General features: G+C 66.9%; 15 protein-coding genes. 3 read left to right on the plus strand and 12 right to left on the minus strand.

Annotation, left to right across the window (positions count from 1 at the left end; all coding sequences use genetic code 11):
• Nucleotides 1-173 precede the first annotated feature (173 nt).
• From ACPPVQ_RS14755 to ACPPVQ_RS14765, 3 genes are read right to left on the minus strand one after another with little or no spacing between them, the layout of a single operon-like run.
• Nucleotides 174-1,010: a PP2C family protein-serine/threonine phosphatase gene (locus tag ACPPVQ_RS14755; protein ID WP_426515851.1), complete on the minus strand. Its 837-nt coding sequence runs from the start codon at nt 1,008-1,010 to the stop codon at nt 174-176.
• A 37-nt stretch (nt 1,011-1,047) separates the two neighbouring features.
• A complete protein-coding gene (locus tag ACPPVQ_RS14760; protein ID WP_426515853.1) occupies nt 1,048-2,169 on the minus strand; it encodes an FHA domain-containing protein in 1,122 nt (373 codons plus the stop codon).
• Nucleotides 2,170-2,229: 60 nt separating this feature from the next.
• Complete coding sequence (locus ACPPVQ_RS14765; protein ID WP_426515854.1) at nt 2,230-3,666, minus strand: gamma-aminobutyraldehyde dehydrogenase; 1,437 nt, start codon at nt 3,664-3,666, stop codon at nt 2,230-2,232.
• Nucleotides 3,667-3,754: 88 nt separating this feature from the next.
• On the opposite strand from ACPPVQ_RS14765, the gene ACPPVQ_RS14770 reads away from it, so the two are divergent.
• From ACPPVQ_RS14770 to ACPPVQ_RS14780, 3 genes are all read left to right on the plus strand, one after another.
• Nucleotides 3,755-4,237 carry an Lrp/AsnC family transcriptional regulator gene (locus tag ACPPVQ_RS14770; protein ID WP_426515855.1) on the plus strand — a complete coding sequence of 161 codons (483 nt, stop codon included), beginning with the start codon at nt 3,755-3,757 and terminating at the stop codon, nt 4,235-4,237.
• A gap of 3 nt (nt 4,238-4,240) precedes the next feature.
• Nucleotides 4,241-5,641 carry an aspartate aminotransferase family protein gene (locus ACPPVQ_RS14775; RefSeq protein WP_426515856.1) on the plus strand — a complete coding sequence of 467 codons (1,401 nt, stop codon included), beginning with the start codon at nt 4,241-4,243 and terminating at the stop codon, nt 5,639-5,641.
• Between the two features lie 83 nt (nt 5,642-5,724).
• Nucleotides 5,725-7,122 (plus strand): NAD(P)/FAD-dependent oxidoreductase, encoded by a 1,398-nt coding sequence (locus ACPPVQ_RS14780; RefSeq protein WP_426515857.1) that lies wholly within the window; start codon nt 5,725-5,727, stop codon nt 7,120-7,122.
• Nucleotides 7,123-7,149: 27 nt separating this feature from the next.
• Here the strand turns inward: ACPPVQ_RS14780 and ACPPVQ_RS14785 are convergent, their stop codons facing one another.
• The 9 genes from ACPPVQ_RS14785 to ACPPVQ_RS14825 form a co-directional block, all read right to left on the minus strand.
• Nucleotides 7,150-9,126: an ABC transporter ATP-binding protein gene (locus ACPPVQ_RS14785; RefSeq protein WP_426515858.1), complete on the minus strand. Its 1,977-nt coding sequence runs from the start codon at nt 9,124-9,126 to the stop codon at nt 7,150-7,152.
• Nucleotides 9,123-10,856 (minus strand): ABC transporter ATP-binding protein, encoded by a 1,734-nt coding sequence (locus ACPPVQ_RS14790; RefSeq protein WP_426515859.1) that lies wholly within the window; start codon nt 10,854-10,856, stop codon nt 9,123-9,125. Before ACPPVQ_RS14790 ends, ACPPVQ_RS14785 begins: the two co-directional genes overlap by 4 nt.
• An 8-nt stretch (nt 10,857-10,864) precedes the next feature.
• Entirely contained in the window at nt 10,865-11,476 is a 612-nt protein-coding gene (locus ACPPVQ_RS14795) for a TetR/AcrR family transcriptional regulator (RefSeq protein ID WP_426515861.1), read from the minus strand.
• A gap of 83 nt (nt 11,477-11,559) precedes the next feature.
• Nucleotides 11,560-12,522, minus strand: coding sequence for an aldo/keto reductase (locus tag ACPPVQ_RS14800; protein WP_426515862.1), 963 nt, complete (start codon nt 12,520-12,522; stop codon nt 11,560-11,562).
• Between the two features lie 62 nt (nt 12,523-12,584).
• Nucleotides 12,585-13,364, minus strand: a complete 780-nt coding sequence (locus tag ACPPVQ_RS14805) for an ABC transporter ATP-binding protein (protein WP_426515864.1) — start codon at nt 13,362-13,364, stop codon at nt 12,585-12,587.
• Complete coding sequence (locus ACPPVQ_RS14810; protein WP_426515866.1) at nt 13,361-14,224, minus strand: ABC transporter ATP-binding protein; 864 nt, start codon at nt 14,222-14,224, stop codon at nt 13,361-13,363. Before ACPPVQ_RS14810 ends, ACPPVQ_RS14805 begins: the two co-directional genes overlap by 4 nt.
• On the minus strand, nt 14,221-15,099 hold the full coding sequence (locus ACPPVQ_RS14815) for an ABC transporter permease (RefSeq protein WP_426515867.1): 879 nt from the start codon (nt 15,097-15,099) through the stop codon (nt 14,221-14,223). The genes ACPPVQ_RS14810 and ACPPVQ_RS14815 overlap by 4 nt, the downstream gene beginning before the upstream one ends.
• Nucleotides 15,096-16,196, minus strand: coding sequence for an ABC transporter permease (locus ACPPVQ_RS14820; RefSeq protein ID WP_426515868.1), 1,101 nt, complete (start codon nt 16,194-16,196; stop codon nt 15,096-15,098). Before ACPPVQ_RS14820 ends, ACPPVQ_RS14815 begins: the two co-directional genes overlap by 4 nt.
• Complete coding sequence (locus ACPPVQ_RS14825; protein ID WP_426515869.1) at nt 16,174-17,757, minus strand: ABC transporter substrate-binding protein; 1,584 nt, start codon at nt 17,755-17,757, stop codon at nt 16,174-16,176. Before ACPPVQ_RS14825 ends, ACPPVQ_RS14820 begins: the two co-directional genes overlap by 23 nt.
• Between the last annotated feature and the right edge of the window lie 39 nt (nt 17,758-17,796).

Here is a 17,796-nt window from a genome sequence, read left to right on the forward strand (position 1 = left end):
ACTCCGGTACGTCGTGCTGCCTGTGTCGGTCTCGTCAACGTCGCCGGCACGGGTTGAACGGCAAACGTTTCCCTATTCTAGGCAGGCGAAGGTAACGGTCCGTGTCGCGTTTCCTCGTTGGGGACAACTTAAACACCCCCAACTCGGGGGTCAAAAAAGAGCGGCCGCCGCCGTCAGTGCCGACGGACCGCCCGGCGTGAGGAGCCCTCGCCGCGTGCGCCGCTTTCCGGCGTCTCCAGAACATCGATCACGACGACCGTAACGTTGTCGCGCCCGCCGTTGCCGAGGGCCGCATCCATCAGCTGCTGTGCGGCATCGAGCGGCGACGATCCTTCACGGAGGAAGTGGCGGATACCGTGCTCGGTCAGCTCCTTCGTCAGCCCGTCGGAGCAGACGAGCAGGCGCGTGCCCGCGACGATCGGGATGAACCAGTAGTCGGGCACCGGGTCTTCGTTGAAGCCGACGGCGCGGGTGATGACGTTGCTGTGCGGGTGCACCTCTGCTTCCGCAGGGGTGATCGCGCCGGCGTCGAGCAGTTCCTGAACGATCGAATGATCCACCGTGAGCTGCTCGAGCACGCCGTCCAGGTAGCTGTAGACGCGCGAATCACCGATGTTGAACACCAGCCAGTGCGGCGCCCCGTCGACGAGCGCGAGGGCGAGCCCCGTCACGGTGGTGCCGGTGCCGAGGTCGGTGTGCCCGACGCCGCGGCCCATGTCGTCGACCGCTGACCGGAGCGCGTCGTTGATCGCGTCCTCGCGTACGAAGTCGACCGACACCTGCTCGGCCAGGCGCGTGACGACAGCGGTGCTGGCGAAGTCGCCTGCCGTGTGGCCTCCCATCCCGTCGGCGACGGCGAAGATCGGCGAACGGGCGAGGAGGCTGTCCTCGTTGACGGAACGCCGGTATCCCTTGTCGCTCAGCGCCGCCCACGCGAGCCCGACGCGCGCACCGGAACCTCCGGGCACGGCCACGTTGTGGCGTCTGTTGCTGCGACCGATCTGGGTCACGCGCATCCTCTCGTTGTCGTGCCTGACGAGTAGGTCATCACGGTTCCTCCCGGGCAGGGGTGATCTCGATGATATTACCGTCGCCGATGTCCACCCGGGCGCCGGGCAGCACCACGATCGACTCGCCGGGCTTCAGGCGGCTCTGCAGCCCTTCGCGTGACGACACGAAGGTGCCGTTCGTCGAGCGCATGTCGGTGACCACCACGGTGTCCCCGACCTGCTCGAGCTGCACGTGGGTCGACGAGACCTGCTGGGCGCGCGACTCCACTTCGATCAGCCGCGGTGCGACCCCGGATGCGACACGTGGTGGGCGTGGACTACGGCCGATGAGCACGGGAAGATCGAGATCGACGGGGTCGGCGCTGCCGATGCGGAAGCCGAGCACCTCGTCCGGAACCTGCGCGAGCACGGGACGCCGCACCGCCCGCACCGTGTCGTCGAGCGAGGGAAGCGCGATCACGGCCGTGACGACGTCGACCGCCGGCGGCACCCGCTTCGGCCGGATGATCGTCTCATCCGCCTCGTCGATCCGCGACCGGCCACCCTCGCCGCCGTGCCCGGACTCGGGTGCGTGCCCGGCCTCGGGTGCGTGCCCGGCCTCGGGTGCGTGCCCGGCCGGAGGTTTCGCGAACGTGGCAGCATCGACCGGCACGGCGACACGCTCGATCGGCTGCGTGGACCACACGAGCAGTTCGCCGTCGACGACGCCGGTTCCGAGAGGCAGCGCGCCGCGTGCCGCGGTCGCGACAGGCGCGGTCGGATGGCCGTCATCCCCGAGGACAAGCCCCGTCACCGAGCGGAACTCGGCCAGCACCCACGGCTGAGTGCCCTTCGCGGAGAAACGGCGGGACCCGCCGACGGAGAAGACGTCGACGGCGGCCGACCCCCGCACCACCGCCGTCACGTGCGCCTCACCCGTCTCGTGCTGCAGGGCGATCGTGGCGGCCGCGAACGAGCGGACGGCGTCGTCGCCGACCAGCGGGAACGCACCGACCACCGATTCGATCGTGGCGAGCTCTGACTCGGCAAGCCACCAGAGCGCGTCGACGACCGAATCGCTCGCCGAGCTGTCGACGACGGCGACGAACGTGCGTCCGGCCACGAAATGCCACGGCGACCGCCCGGCGCTCGGGGCATATCGCGTATAGCCGGGGGTCACTCCTGATGCCTCCTGCAGCCGACGATGCGTTGGTGGTCCGCCGGGTCGACCCGCTGCGGCCTACGAGCCGATGTAGCTCATGACGTGCTTGATCCGAGTGTAATCTTCGAACCCGTACATCGAGAGGTCTTTGCCATAGCCGGAGTGCCGGAATCCGCCGTGCGGCATCTCGGCGACGATCGGAATGTGGGTGTTGATCCACACACAGCCGAAGTCGAGCCCCTTGGCGAAGCGCATCGCACGGCCGTGGTCGCGGGTCCACACCGACGATGCGAGGCCGTACTGCACACCGTTGGCCCAGCGCATCGCCTCGGCCTCGTCGGAGAATTTCTGGACGGTCTGCACGGGCCCGAAGATCTCGCGCTGCACCGCCTCGTCGTCCTGCAGGAGCCCAGAGACGATCGTCGCCTCGTAGAAGTAGCCGGTCGAGCCCTGCCGCCGGCCGCCCAGCTCCACGTTCGCGTGGTCGGGCAGCCGGTCGATGAACCCCGACACCTGGGCCAGCTGGCCCGCGTTGTTGACCGGGCCGAAGAGCACGCCATCCTGGTCAGGAGCCCCCGTCGTCGCGTTGGCGCGCGCATAGGCGGTGAGTGCCGCGACGAATTCGTCGTGGATGCCCCCCTGCACGAGCAGTCGCGTCGCCGCCGTGCAGTCCTGGCCTGCGTTGAAGTAGCCGGCCGCGACGATGCCTTCGACGGCTTTGTCGATGTCCGCGTCGTCGAAGACGATGACGGGCGCCTTTCCGCCGAGTTCGAGGTGCACGCGCTTCAGGTCGAACGACGCTGCGCGTGCCACCTCCATGCCCGCACGCACCGAACCTGTGATGGAGATCATCTGCGGGATCGGGTCCTGCGTCATCGCAGCTCCGGTCGTGCGGTCGCCGGTGATCACATTCACGACGCCGGCCGGGACGAACTCGGCGATGACCTCGGCGAGAAGGAGTGTCGACAGCGGCGTCGTATCTGACGGCTTCAGCACTGTCGTGTTGCCTGCTGCGATCGCCGGCGCGAACTTCCAGACCGCCATGTTGAGGGGATAGTTCCACGGCGTCACCTGACCGACGACGCCGATCGGCTCACGCCGGATGAACGAGGTGTGGTCCCTCATGTACTCGCCGGCGCTGCGGCCTTCGAGGTTGCGGGCCGCACCCGCGAAGAAACGAATCTGGTCAACAGAGAGGAGGATCTCATCGTCGACGAGGGTCGCCCTGGGCTTGCCGGTGTCCTGGGATTCGAGGTCGGCGAATTCCTCTGCGCGCGCCTCCATCGCATCCGCGATCCGGAAGAGGGCGAGCTGGCGCTCGCCCGGCGTGGTGTCGCTCCACACGTCGAACGCGTCGCGGGCGGCGGAATAGGCCTCGGCGACGTCGGCCTCGGTCGACACCGGGGTGGATCCGTAGACCTCCTCGGTGGCGGGGTCGATCAGCTCGATGCGCTCCGTCGCGCGGGAATCGGTGTAAACACCGTTGACAAAATTGCGGAGTTCCTGCGTACTCATGCCGTGAGTCTACTGATTTCGTCTGCGAAGTGGGCAGAAATATACGGAATCACTTGCCGAAGGCGAATCTCACTGACAGAATCGACCCATGAGCACCCTTCGGGCGTCGATGCCGGGCAAGCCGATGCAGATCGACGACGTGTCAAAGGCGATCATCGAACAGTTGCAGGCCGACGGTCGACGATCGTATGCGGAGATCGGCAAAGCGGTCGGGCTGAGCGAGGCCGCCGTACGCCAGCGCGTCCAGAAGCTGACGGAATCCGGGGTCATGCAGATCGTCGCCGTCACCGACCCGATGCAGCTGGGCTTCTATCGACAGGCGATGATCGGCGTGCGTGTGAGCGGCGACACCCGGGTCGTCGCCGACAAGCTCGCGGCCATGCCGGCCGTCGACTACGTCGTCCTGACCGCAGGCACGTTCGACATCCTCGCGGAGGTGGTGTGCGAGAACGACCTCGACCTCATCACCATGCTGAACTCGGAGATCCGCACCCTCGAGGGTGTGCTCTCGACCGAGACGTTCGTCTATCTGAAACTCCACAAACAGTTCTATAACTGGGGAACGCGGTAACACATGAGCACAACCACGACAGCACCGGTCACGACCTCGTCAGAGGCCGAACTCCAGGCCAAGGCCAAAGACCACCTCTGGATGCATTTCGCACGCCAGTCCGTCATGGAAGACGGGCATGGGGTGCCCATCATCACGCGCGGTGAGGGGCACCACATCTGGGACTCCCAGGGCCGCAAGTACATCGACGGCCTGTCCGGCCTGTTCGTCGTCAACGCCGGACACGGGCGCAAGCGGCTCGCCGAGGCCGCGGCCCGTCAGGCCGAGCAGCTCGCCTTCTTCCCGATCTGGTCGTACGCGCATCCGAACGCCATCGAACTCGCTGACCGTCTCGCCAGCTACGCCCCCGGTGACCTCAACCGGGTGTTCTTCTCCACCGGAGGAGGCGAGGCCGTCGAGACCGCCTTCAAGCTCGCCAAGTATTACTGGAAACTGCAGGGCCGCCCGACGAAGCACAAAGTGATCTCGCGCAACGTCGCCTACCACGGCACCCCGCAGGGCGCCCTGGCCATCACCGGGATCCCGGCGATGAAAGAGATGTTCGAGCCGCTGACCCCTGGCGGATTCCGTGTTCCGAACACCAACTTCTACCGCGCGCCGGAGCACGCCGACGACCTCGAGGCCTTCGGAGTGTGGGCAGCGAACCGCATCGAGGAGATGATCCAGTTCGAGGGCCCGGAGACAGTCGCCGCCGTCTTCCTCGAGCCCGTGCAGAACTCGGGCGGATGTTTCCCGCCGCCCCCCGGCTACTTCAAGCGGGTGCGCGAGATCTGCGACAAGTACGACGTGCTCCTGGTCAGCGACGAGGTCATCTGCGCCTTCGGACGCATCGGCCACATGTTCGCCTGCGACGAGTACGGCTACGTGCCCGACATGATCACCTGCGCGAAGGCCATGACGAGCGGGTACTCCCCCATCGGCGCGACCATCGTCAGCGACCGCATCTACGAGCCCTTCAAGCACGGCAACACGTCGTTCTACCATGGCTACACGTTCGGCGGCCACCCGGTGTCGGCCGCCGTCGCCATGGAGAACCTCGACATCTTCGAAGAAGAGAAGCTCAACGAGCACGTGCGCGAGAACTCGCCGCTGTTCCGTGCCGAACTCGAGAAGCTCCTCGACCTGCCCATCGTCGGCGACGTGCGCGGCGACGGATACTTCTTCGGCATCGAGCTCGTGAAAGACAAGGCGACCAAGGAGACCTTCGACGACGACGAGTCGGAGCGCCTGCTCCGCGGGTTCCTCTCCAAGGCGCTGTTCGACGCCGGCCTCTATTGCCGCGCCGACGACCGTGGCGACCCCGTCGTGCAGCTGGCGCCGCCGCTCACGATCGGGCCCGCCGAGTTCAGCGAGATCGGCCAGATCCTGCGCGGAGTCCTCTCCGAGGCGTGGACCAGGCTCTAACCTCCGCACGGCACAGGAAAAGTGGGTCCAAAGCAGCGCTTTGAGCCCACTTTTCCTGTATTCGACGACCTGGAGAAGATGAGATGAGCGACGAATACCGCCGCGTCAGTTTCTGGATGGATGCACTCGCTGCGTCGGGCGCGGACGAGCTGCAGCCACGAGCGTCGCTCGCGGAAGATCTCACGGTCGACGTGTGCATCGTCGGCGGCGGCCTCACCGGCCTGTGGACGGCGTACTACCTCCAGGAGGCCGATCCGACGCTGTCGATCGCGATCCTGGAGAAGGACATCGCGGGGTTCGGCGCATCCGGTCGCAACGGGGGTTGGAGTTCCGCCCTGTTCCCGCTCTCGGCATCCTCACTCGAATCCCGGTACGGCTTCGACGCGGCCGTCGCGTTGCGCCGGGCAATGGTCGACACCGTCGACGAGGTGGGCCGGGCGGCTGCCGCAGAAGGCATCGACTGCGACTTCGTGCGCGGCGGGACCGTCTCGTTCGTGCGTTCGTCCGTGCAGCTCGCAAGCGCGCGGGCCGAGCTCGAGGAGGCCGCGCGCTTCGGGGTCGACCAGGTCTCGCTCCTCGGCACGCAGAGGGTGCAGGAGCGGTTCGGTGTGCCGAGCGCGATCGCCGCGACGTTCACGCCCGAGTGCGCGCGCATCCAGCCCGCGAAGCTGGTGCGCGGCCTCGCTCGCGCCGTCGAGCGCCGCGGGGCCACCATCTACGAGCGCACCGAGGTGCAGTCCTGGGCCGACGGCCGGGTGGATGCCCGGGTCGGCGGCTCGCTCCGCACGGTTCGCGCCGGAACGGTCGTGAACGCGACCGAGGGCTACGGCTCGGCACTGCGCCAGGTCGGGCGACGCATCCTTCCGCTCTACTCTCTGATGATCGCGACGGAGCCGCTCTCCGACGCGGTCTGGGACCGAATCGGCATCGAGCATGGCCAGACCTTCACCGACTTCCGCCACCTGATCATCTACGGGCAGCGCACCGCAGACAACAGGTTCGCTTTCGGCGGGCGCGGTGCCCGCTATCACCTCGCCAGCGCGATCCGGCCGGCCTATGACCGCGTGGGCCGGGTCACCCACCACCTTCGCAAGGCCCTCGTCGACCTCTTCCCGGCGGCTGCGGATGCCCGGATCACCCACGAGTGGGGCGGACCTCTCGGAGTCCCCCGCGACTGGCACGCCTCGGTCGGGTTCGACGCCGGCCGCAAAGAAGCCTGGGCAGGCGGCTACGTCGGCGACGGTGTGAGCACCACGAACCTCGCCGGACGCACTCTGGCCGATCTCATCACCGGAGCGACGACCGACCTGACCTCGCTCGCCTGGGTGAACCACCGCTCACCGCGCTGGGAGCCGGAACCACTGCGGTTCGTCGGGGCCAATGCCGGACTGGTCGGCACGCAGTTCGCCGACGCCGAGGAGCGCGTCACCCGACGCCCCTCCGTCGCGGCACGCCTCATGGCCCCCCTCACCGGCCACTGACCCCTGCCTCTCCGGCTCCGGCTCTGGTTAGACGTCTTCGGAGATCGCCGCCGCAAACTGCGAGTTGTACAGGTTGTAGTACGCGCCGCCCTGCGCCAGGAGCTGGGCGTGCGTTCCCTGTTCGACGATGCGGCCCGACTCCATGACGAGGATCAGGTCGGCGTCGCGGATCGTCGACAGGCGGTGGGCGATCACGAAGCTCGTGCGGTCGGCTCGCAGTGCGCTCATCGCCTTCTGCACCAGCAACTCGGTGCGGGTGTCGACCGAGCTGGTCGCCTCGTCGAGGATCAGCACGCTCGGCCGGGCGAGGAACGCCCGCGCGATCGTCAGCAACTGCTTCTCGCCGGCGCTCACGTTCGAGCCTTCGTCGTCGAGCACGGTGTCGTAGCCGTCCGGCAGCGAGTGCACGAATCGGTCGACGTAGGTCGCCCGGGCGGCGTCGAGGATCTCCTCCTCCGTCGCATCCGGTCGCCCATACGCGATGTTGTCCCGGATCGTGCCGCCGAACAGCCACGTGTCCTGCAGCACCATGCCCATCCGGCTTCGCAGGTCGTCACGCGTCATCGACGCGATGTCGACTCCGTCGAGCGTGATGCGGCCGGAGTCGATCTCGTAGAACCGCATCATCAGGTTGACCAGCGTGGTCTTGCCCGCGCCGGTCGGTCCGACGATCGCGACCGTCTGGCCGGGCTGGGCGACCAGCGACAGGTCCTCGATCAGTGGCGTCTCCTCCACGTAGCGGAACGAGACGTCCTCGAACTCGAGGCGCCCCTTGGTCCCGACGGGGCTCTTCGGCTCGGTCGGGTCCGGGGACTGCTCGTCGGCGTCGAGCAGTTCGAAGACGCGCTCCGATGATGCCACGCCCGACTGGAGCAGGTTCGCCATCGAGCCGAGCTGGGTGAGCGGCTGGGTGAACTGTCTCGAGTACTGGATGAACGCAGTCACGTCACCGATCTGCAGTGCACCGGATGCGACCTGCAGTCCGCCGGCCACCGCGATGACCACGTACATCAGGTTCCCGACGAACATCATGGCCGGCATGATGATGCCCGAGATGAACTGCGCACCGAAGCTCGCCTTGTACATCTCCTCGTTCTTGAGGCGGAACTGCTCCTCGACCTCGCGGTGGCGACCGAACACCTTGACCAGTGCGTGGCCGGTGAATGCCTCCTCGATCTGGCCGTTGAGTTCGCCGGTGTGCTTCCACTGCGCGACGAACAGCTTCTGCGAACGCCGGGCGATCAGCATCGTCACGATGAGCGTGAGCGGAATGGTGATGAGCGCGATCAGGGCGAGCAGCGGCGACACGATGAACATCATCACGACGACGCCGATCACCGTCAGCAGCGACGTGAGCAACTGGCTCAGCGTCTGCTGGAGGGTCTGCGAGACGTTGTCGATGTCGTTGGTGACCCGGCTCAGCAGCTCACCGCGGTTCATCCCGTCGAAGTACCGGAGCGGAAGCCGGTTGATCTTCTCCTCGACCTCTTCACGCAGGCGGTAGACCGTGCGCTGGGTGATCCCGTTGAGCACGTAAGCCTGCACATAGCCGAACAGCGACGAGAAGATGTAGAGCGCGAGCACTCCCATCAGCACCATGCTGAGCGCACGGAAGTCGATCCCTTCGCCCGGGGTGAGGGTCATCCCGCTCAGCAGGTCGGCCTGCTGGCCGTGGCCCGTCGCCCGGAGGCCCGCGATGACCTGGTCCTGGGTCAGGCCCTTCGGCATCGTCTTGGAGATCGCCCCGGCGACGACGATGTTGATCGCGTTGCCGAGAATCTTCGGCCCGAGTACGGCGAAGGCCACGCTGAACACGCCGAGGATCGTCACGAAGACGACTCCCCAGCGCTCCGGGGCGAGCCGGCCGGCGAGGCGCTTGGCGCTCGGCCCGAAGTTCATGGCCTTCTCTACTGGGCCCTGCATTCCGCCGAACGGTCCGCCGCCGCCCGGTCCGCGCCGCGGCACGGGCGGACGAGGAGGCGTCTTCTCTTCTGTCGTGCTCATGCTGCTTCCTCCGCTGTGAGCTGGGACGAGACAATCTCCGCATAGGTCTCGGAGGTCTCGAGGAGCTGTTCATGCGTACCCCGGCCGACGATGCGGCCGTCCTCGAGGACGAGGATCTGGTCGGCGTCGATGATCGTCGAAACGCGCTGCGCGACGATGATGAACGTGGCCCCTGTGACATCACGCTTCAGTGCCGCGCGGAGCCGCGAGTCCGTGGTGACGTCGAGAGCCGAGAACGAGTCGTCGAATACGTAGATCTCCGGCCGTTTGACGAGCGCCCTGGCTATGGCGAGCCTCTGTCTCTGGCCGCCGGAGACGTTGGTGCCACCCTGGGCGATGGCCGCATCCAGTCCCTCCGGCATGGCCTCGACGAAGTCGCGCGCCTGCGCGGTCGACAGCGCCGCCCAGAGCTCGTCGTCTGTCGCATCCGGTTTGCCGTAGCGGAGGTTGCTGGCCACGGTGCCCGAGAAGAGATAGGGCTTCTGCGGCACGAGCCCGATGCGCGACCAGAGCAGGTCGGGCTCGAGTTCCGCCACATCGACGCCGTCTACGAGAACAAGACCGCTCGTCGCGTCGAACAGCCGTGGAATCAGATTCACCAGCGAGGTCTTGCCGGCTCCGGTGCTCCCGATGATGGCTGTCGTCCGGCCGGAACGGGCCAGGAAGCTGACGTCGCTGAGGACGGGCTGTTCCGCGCCGGGGTACTCGAAGCTGGCATCCACCAGTTCGACGGTTCCATGCGTTTCGAGCACGCTGACCGGGCTTGCTGCCGGCTTGACGGTCGATTCGGTGTTGAGCACCGCAGAGATGCGGTCGGCGCAGACGGCAGCGCGCGGGATGAGCACGGCCATGAACGTCGCCATCATCACCGCCATGAGGATCTGCATGAGGTACTGCAGGAAGGCCGTGAGCGTTCCGATCTGCATCGAGCCGTCCTGGATGCGGAACGCGCCGAACCAGATCACCGCGACACTCGAGACGTTCATCACCAGCATCACGATCGGGAACATCAGGGCGAAAAGGCGTCCGGCGCGTAGCGCGGTGTCGGTGACTTCTTCGTTGGCCTGCTTGAACCGGTTGGTCTCCACGTCTTCGCGCACGAACGCGCGAACGACACGGATGCCGGTGAGCTGCTCGCGCAGCACCTTGTTCACCTTGTCGATACGGGCCTGCATGAGACGGAACAGCGGGACCATCCGCACGATGATGAGACCGATAGCGATCAGCAGGACAGGCACAGCGACCACAATCAGCCAGGACAGCTGCACGTCCTGCTTGAGGGCCAGGATGATGCCGCCGATCGCCAGGATCGGCGCCGACACCAACAGCGTGCAGGTCATCAGCACCAGCATCTGCACCTGCTGCACATCGTTGGTGTTGCGGGTAATGAGCGACGGCGCCCCGAAGGCCGAGACTTCGCGCTCGGAGAACTCGCCGACCTTCACGAAGATCGCGCCGCGCAGGTCACGTCCGACCCGCATCGCGACCTTCGCCCCGAAGTACACGGCGGTGATCGAGCACGCCACCTGCAGCACCGTCACGCCGAGCATCCCGGCGCCCACCCAGAGGATGTAGTTCGTGTCGCCCTTGACCACACCGTTGTCGATGATGTCGGCATTGAGGGTCGGCAGCCACAGCGACAGCAGCGACTGGGCCGTCTGGAAGACGAGGACACCGACGAGGAGTCGCCAGTGCGGGCGCAGGAAGCGTCCGAGGAGTTTCAGCAGCATTTTCGGTCCTAGTTCGTTGCGGATGCGATGGCGGATGAGGTGGTGGACAGGTCGCCGGCCGGGCAGCCGGCGACTCCGTAGAGGACGATGCTGGTGAGGTCGTCGACGCTGAATTCCATGCCCTCGTTGAGGGCGGGAACGGCGGATGCGACACTCACCATACGCACGATGTGGGCGACGCGTTCGGGCGGCCAGTTCAGTGCGGCCGCCTCGGGCGCGAGTACTTCGGCGATGATGGCGGGGAACTCGTGACGGGCGTTGTGCACGGGCGGACGCTCGCCTCCGATGGCGGCCATCATGCGGAACATGCTCGAGAAGCGTTCACGCATGAGGTAGATCATGGCGCGCACCTTGTTCTCCAGCGGAAGCGACGGGTCGATCGACCGCAGGGCCTGCCGCAGGTGCTCCGGGTCGAGGTACCTCTCGAGGGCGGCGGTGACGAGCGTGTCCTTGTCGCCGAACGCACGAAATACCGTGCCTTCGGCGATTCCCGCGGCTTCGGCGATCTGCTTCGACGTCACGGCGCGGCCGTGCTCGATGAGCAGCGGGATGACCGCGTCGATGATCATCGCCTGCCGCTCCTCGACCGACAACGGCTGCGCTCGCCGGTTGTGCACCATAACGTCGACCCTAGCTGAGTGAGTGCTCACTCAACAACGAGCGCCGCGTTCGCCGCCAGCGAAAACCCCGGCGTTTCCCGGCCCTAGGCGAACAACTCCGAAATGGCCGCGACCTCGTCTGCGCTCGGCGACCATGAGGAGGCCGCCTCGGCGTTCTGGATGATCTGCTCGGGCTTCGTCGCCCCCGCGATCACACTCGTCAGCCCGGGCTGGGCGAGCAGCCACGCGAACGTCGCCTCGAGCATGGTGACCCCGCGCTCGTCGCAGAAGGCCTGGTACTCCTCGATGACATCCCACGGCGCATTGTCGGCGAGATGCCTGCGGATCATCATGATGCGGCTGTCCGCGGGGCCCCCCTGCCGGGAGAACTTACCGGTGAACAGACCGTTGTAGAGCGGGAAGAACGGCAGGAAGCCGAGACCGTACCGGTTGACGGCGGGCAGAACCTCCTTCTCGGCCCCACGCACCAGCAGGCTGTACTCGTTCTGCGCCGAGATGAATTTCGGATGCCCGGCCAGCTGCGCGGTGAACTCGGCCTCGGCGATCTGCCAACCGGAGAGATTCGAGTGACCGATGTAACGGATCTTGCCCTCGGTGATGAGGTCGTCGAGGGTCGCGAGCGTCTCTTCGATCGGCGTGACGGCATCCGGGGTGTGCAGCTGGTAGAGGTCGATCCAGTCGGTCTGCAGGCGGCGGAGCGACGCTTCCACGGCCAGACGGATGTACCGCCTCGACCCGCGGACGCCCCAGTCGGGCCCGTTGGCGCCGGCCATGTCCATCCCGAACTTCGTCGCGAGCACGATGCCGTCTCGCCGGCCGGCGAGAGAACGGCCCATCAGCGTCTCCGAGAGACCGCGCTCGGCCCCATAGATGTCGGCGGTGTCGAACAGGGTCACGCCGGCGTCGATCGCTGCCCCGATCACGGCGTCGGTTCCTGCCTGGCTCTCCGAGGCGGTTCCCTGCCTGCCGAAATTGTTGCAGCCGAGACCGATCGTGGAGACGACGAGGCCGGATTTTCCGAGGGGGCGATATTCGATCTGAGCCATGCTCCAAGGCTAGCCGCCCGGCACGATAGTCAGCGCTGTGGGCATCGAGCCCAGCCGGCCGGTCAGCCGACCGGCAGGTTCCCCAGGCCGTCGGGGACGGGAATCGAGGCGAGCAGCCGGGCCGTGTAGTCGTCCTTCGGTGCGTTCCAGACCTGGTCGATCGGCCCGGTCTCGACCACGCGGCCCGCCTGCATGACGGCGACCCGGTCGGCGATCACCCGCACGACCGAGAGGTCGTGGCTGATGAACAGGAGCGATGCTCCGTTCTTCAGCGCGACGTCGCGCATGAGCTGGGCGACCTTCGCCTGCAGGGAGGCGTCGAGCGATGCGATCGGCTCGTCGCCGATGAGCACGTCGGGGCGTGCGGCGATCGCCCGCGCGATGGCGATGCGCTGACGCTGGCCACCCGAGAATTCATGGGGATAGCGGTCGGCCGCATCCGCGTCGAGTCCGACGTCGGCGAGCAGTACCGGGACGGTCGAGCGGTCGGGTCCGGCGACGGCGAACGCATCCGCGATCTGGGCGCCGACCCTGCGGCGCGGGTTCAGCGAGGCGTACGGGTTCTGGAACACCATCTGGATGCGGCGCAGCCGAACCGGGCGTGCACGCAGTCGCAGCCGCGGCACCGGTTCGCCGTCGAACGTGATCGTTCCGCCCGACAGAGGCTCCAGCCCGCAGATCGCACGCGCAAGCGTTGACTTGCCACAGCCGGACTCCCCCACCAGGCCGACGACTTCGCCGGTTCCGAGCGACAGCGAGACGTTGTCGACGGCGGTGAGCTTGCTGCGTCCGGGCCGCCGGTACTGCACGCTGACGCCGTCGACCACCAGTTCGCCCGTCATCCGTTCCCCTCCCCGTCTTCGATGCCGGTCTCCACGGCCACCTCGTGCACGACCTGCGGAGGAGGCGGCACAGCGGGCAGCGAGTCGATGAGCGAGCGCGTGTACTCGGTGCGCGGCTCCCGGATGACCTGGTATCGCGAACCGTGTTCGACGATCGACCCGTTGTGCATGACGGCGACCGTGTCGGCGACCGCCGACATGACACCGAGGTCGTGGGTGACCAGCAGGATGGCCAGGTCCATCGTGTCGCACAGTTCGCGCAGCAGCCTCAGGATGCCCGCCTGCACCGTCACGTCGAGAGCCGTCGTCGGCTCGTCTGCGATCAGCACGGACGGTTCGCACGCGATCGCGATGGCGATGGCGATGCGCTGCAGCTGGCCGCCGGAGAACTGGTGCGGATACTTCGACAGCGCCGCGTCGGGCTCCGGCACGCGCACCCGCTCGAGAAGCTCGACGGCGAGCTCGCGCGCCTGCCGGCGACCAAGGCCCAGATGGTGGCGCACATGATCGGTGAGCTGGCCGCCGATCGAGATCATCGGGTGCAGGCTCGCGGTCGGGTCCTGGAAGATCATGGCCAGTTCGCGACCGCGGAGGCGGTTGAGCCTGGCCGGCGAAATGGCGAGGAGGTTGTCGACCGAGGTGCGCGCACCATCCAGCCTGATCTGCCCGGTGACCCGCGAGCCCGCCGGTTGCAGCCCGCAGACGGTCAGGCCGGTCACCGTCTTGCCCGACCCGGACTCGCCCGCGAGACCGGAGATCTGGCCCGCCGGCACCTCGAGGTCGATGCCGCGCAGGATCTGCTTCGGGGACTTCGGATCGCCCAGCTCCAGCTTGAGGTCCGTGATGGTGAGCCCGGTCATACGGACACCCCCTGCACTTTGCCGGCTGCCCGCGGATCGAGCGCGTCGCGCATGGCGTCGCCGAGGAAGTTGAAGGCCATCACGACGGTGAAGATGGCGAGACCGGGGAAGGCGGACAGCCACCAGGCGCTGAAGTTCTGTACACCGTCGGCGACCATGGATCCCCATTCCGGCGTCGGCGGGGTCGCTCCGAGGCCGAGGAAGGACAGGCCCGACAGCAGCAGGATCGCGTTGCCGAAGTCCAGGGTGGCGAGCACCAGCACCGGCGCTGCCACGTTCGGCAGGACATCCCGGCCGAGCGAGCGATAAGCGCTCGCGCCCAGCAGCCTGCCCGCGATGACATACTCCCTGGCGCGCTCCCCGAGCACCATCGACCTCATGACGCGGGCGTAGCTCGGCCACGATACGACGAGCAGTGCGATGACGGCGTTGGTGAGGCTCGGGCCGAGGGACGCCGCGACGATCATGGCGAGGATGATCGTCGGGAACGCGAAGACCAGGTCGGAAATTCGCATGATCACTTCGTCGACGCCGCGGCCGAAATAGCCGGCGACCGCGCCGAGGATCGAGCCGATGATCATCGAACAGACCACGAGGATGAGGGCGAGGGGCAGGGAGACGCGCGCGCCGTACAGGGTGCGCGACAGCACGTCGCGTCCGACGGCGTCCGTACCGAACCAGTGCTCGGCGCTCGGCGGGGCGAGCCGCGCGAAGCTCTGCGCCAGCGGATCGTATGGCGCGATCAGCGGGGCGAAGATGGCGATGATCAGCCAGATGGCGATCACGACCACGCCGATGACGGCCATCGGCCGTCGCCAGACGGCGGGCAGGATGGGGCGCTTGCGCTTGACGGCGATGTCCAGGGTTGCGGTCACTGGACCCTCACTCTCGGGTCGACCACACCGTAGATCACGTCGATCACGAAGTTGGTGATGATGTAGACCATGCCTACGATCAGGCCGACGCCCATGACCGCCGGCAGGTCGAGTGTTGTGGCGGCCTTGTAGGCGTACTGCCCGATCCCGCCCCAGGAGAAGACCTGCTCGGTGAGCACGGTACCTGACAGGAGGGAGCCGAAAGCGAGACCGACGATCGTCAGGATCGGCAGCAGCGCTCCGCGCAGCGTGTAGCCGAAGACCACCCGGCGGGATGTCAGACCCTTGGCGCGCGCGGCGGTCACGTAGTCCTGCCCCAGCACGTCGAGCACCGCCGACCGGGCGAACCGGATCAGCAGGCCGACGGTGTACAGCGTGAGCACGAGTCCGGGGAGAGCGAGATGCGAGAGCGCGTCCCAGAACGTGTCCCACTGCCCGGCAAGCAGCGCGTCGACGGTATACATGCCGGTCACGGTCGGCGGGGCCTGCGCGGCCGGATCGAGCCGGCCGCTGCCGGGCGCCCAGTGCAGCTGGTAGAAGAAGATGTAGAACACCGCGAGCGCCAGCCAGAACGTCGGAATCGAAATACCGCCGAGACTGAAGATGCGGATGACTTGATCGGTGAAGCGATTATGTCGGAGCGCTGCATAGAGGCCGAGTCCGATCCCGATGAAGATCGAGAAGACGATCACGAAGATCGCGAGCTCGGCCGTCGCGGGGAATGCGACCGACAGGTCCTGCGACACCGGGTTGTGCGTCTGCGTCGAGGTGCCGAGGTTGCCCTGGAGCAGGTGGCCGAGGTAAACGAAGTACTGCACGACGACCGGCTTGTCGAGGCCCTGCGCCTTGCGGAACTCTGCGACGACGGCGGGGTCGCTCGCCGCCCGCTCCCCCAGCGCGGCCTGCGCAGGGTCGGCAGGCACGAGGTTGGTGAGCGTGAAGGTGACGAGTGTGACGCCGAAGATCAGCAGCACACTGACGCCCAGGCGGAGCGCGATGTAGCGGACGAGAGGGGGGAGGCGCCTGCGCTCGTCGGAGACGAGTCTGGCGGGCGCGGGCGCCTCCAGGGTCGAGCTACTTGATTTCTGCGAGGTCAACGGTCCACACGGGATTGAGCAGGAGTTGCTTGATCGACGTCGCGGTGACGACGTACTGGCCGGGCTGCACGACGGGCAGGAACGGCCCCGTCGCGTTGGCCTGGGTCTGCCACGCCTGGTATGCCTTGGTGCGGTCGGCGGAGCCTACGGCTGATGCCGCTGCGTCTGCCAGCGTGGTGACCGCGGGGTCAGCACCCTTCGCCCACCCGGCACGGAGACCGAGGGACTCGCCCGGGTTGAACACGAGGTAGTCCGAGGGGTCCGGGAAGTCCGGGCCCCAGTACATGATTCCCGACTGGAGCTTTCCGGCACGGTAGGCGTCGAGGAAGGTCGAGATCGGCGACGGAGCGAGCGTGATCGTGATTCCGATGTCTTTCAGCTGCGCCTGGATCGCCTCGGCGAGGGTCTGCATCTGCAGACCGTTGACCGTGATGTCGTTCGGGTAGGAGAACTTCACAGGCTGGCCCGCGTATCCCGATGCCGCGAGGGCGGTCTTGGCCGCCGCCGCGTCGAAGGTGTTCGACGGGTCGGAGGACAGCGCGCCGAGGAACATCGACGGGACCATGCCGCCCGGCTGGGTCGAGCCAGCCCCCGCGATCGAGAGGATCTTCGAGTAGTCGATGCCGTGTCGTACCGCGGTCAGGAACTGCGCCTTGTTCGTCACACCGGCGCCGACCGTCGGGTTCTGGTTGTACCAGGTGTAGATCACGTAGGGCGAGACACCCTTGATGACTTTGGTCGAGCCGCTGTCGAGGCCCTGCACCTGGTCGGAGTTCAGGTCGAGCGCGACCTGGCTGGAGCCGGCCTGCACGTTGATCTTCTGGGTCGGCCCCGCGACGTTCTCGAGAACGACCCGGCCGTAGGCGGGCGCGGTGCCGACGTAGTGCGGGTTCAGCTTGAATACGACCTTGGTGTTGACGTTGTAGGACTCGAGCTCGTAGGGCCCGGAGCCCGCTGAGGTCTTGTTGAGGAACGCCTCCGCCTTGTCGGTGTCGTCCTCTGCTCCGCCGTTCTTCTTGACGAGGGCCGAGTTCAGGATTCCGAGCGAGGGGTTCGGGAGGATGAACGGAAGCGCCGGGTTCGGGGTCGCCGATGTCAGGGTGACGGTCTTGTCGTCGACCTTGTTGACCGTGACGCCGTCGAGGAGGAACGACGGGTTGCCCTTGAGCCCCTGGACGCGCTTGAGCGAGAACACGACGTCGTCTGCTGTGACCGTCGTGCCGTCGGAGAACTTGTGCTTGCCGTCGAGCGTCAGGGTGAGCGTCTTGTTGTCCGACGACTCCTTGTACGTCGCGAGCTGCGGCACCGGCTTGGTGACGTCCGAGCCCTTGAACGTGAGCAGCGTCTCGTACAGGGCACGGTCGACGATGCTGCCGGTGAGCTCGAACGCCCGGCCCGGGTCAGACGTCTTGAGGTCGAAGGACTGGTCGACCACAAGGGTCTTGTTGCTCGACGACGACGACGACGATGTGTTCGGCGAGCAGCCGGTGATGGCGAGGGCGGTGGCGACGCCGACCGCGATGACGCCCGCGATCGTGCGGCCCGTGTGAGACCTGGTCATGGATACCCCTTCTTTGCGCTGTGTCCGCTTAGCGTATGG

Source organism: Leifsonia sp. McL0618 (assembly GCF_049994905.1).
Taxonomy (GTDB): Bacteria; Actinomycetota; Actinomycetes; order Actinomycetales; family Microbacteriaceae; genus Diaminobutyricibacter.

Bases quoted from the DNA above. Each gene is read 5' to 3' on its own strand.
- ACPPVQ_RS14765 (WP_426515854.1), bottom strand. From the start codon at position 3,666: ATGAGTACGCAGGAACTCCGCAATTTTGTCAACGGTGTTTACACCGAT.
- ACPPVQ_RS14770 (WP_426515855.1), top strand. From the start codon at position 3,755: ATGAGCACCCTTCGGGCGTCGATGCCGGGCAAGCCGATGCAGATCGAC.
- ACPPVQ_RS14775 (WP_426515856.1), top strand. From the start codon at position 4,241: ATGAGCACAACCACGACAGCACCGGTCACGACCTCGTCAGAGGCCGAA.
- ACPPVQ_RS14780 (WP_426515857.1), top strand. From the start codon at position 5,725: ATGAGCGACGAATACCGCCGCGTCAGTTTCTGGATGGATGCACTCGCT.
- ACPPVQ_RS14785 (WP_426515858.1), bottom strand. From the start codon at position 9,126: ATGAGCACGACAGAAGAGAAGACGCCTCCTCGTCCGCCCGTGCCGCGG.
- ACPPVQ_RS14790 (WP_426515859.1), bottom strand. From the start codon at position 10,856: ATGCTGCTGAAACTCCTCGGACGCTTCCTGCGCCCGCACTGGCGACTC.
- ACPPVQ_RS14795 (WP_426515861.1), bottom strand. From the start codon at position 11,476: ATGGTGCACAACCGGCGAGCGCAGCCGTTGTCGGTCGAGGAGCGGCAG.
- ACPPVQ_RS14800 (WP_426515862.1), bottom strand. From the start codon at position 12,522: ATGGCTCAGATCGAATATCGCCCCCTCGGAAAATCCGGCCTCGTCGTC.
- ACPPVQ_RS14805 (WP_426515864.1), bottom strand. From the start codon at position 13,364: ATGACGGGCGAACTGGTGGTCGACGGCGTCAGCGTGCAGTACCGGCGG.
- ACPPVQ_RS14810 (WP_426515866.1), bottom strand. From the start codon at position 14,224: ATGACCGGGCTCACCATCACGGACCTCAAGCTGGAGCTGGGCGATCCG.
- ACPPVQ_RS14825 (WP_426515869.1), bottom strand. From the start codon at position 17,757: ATGACCAGGTCTCACACGGGCCGCACGATCGCGGGCGTCATCGCGGTC.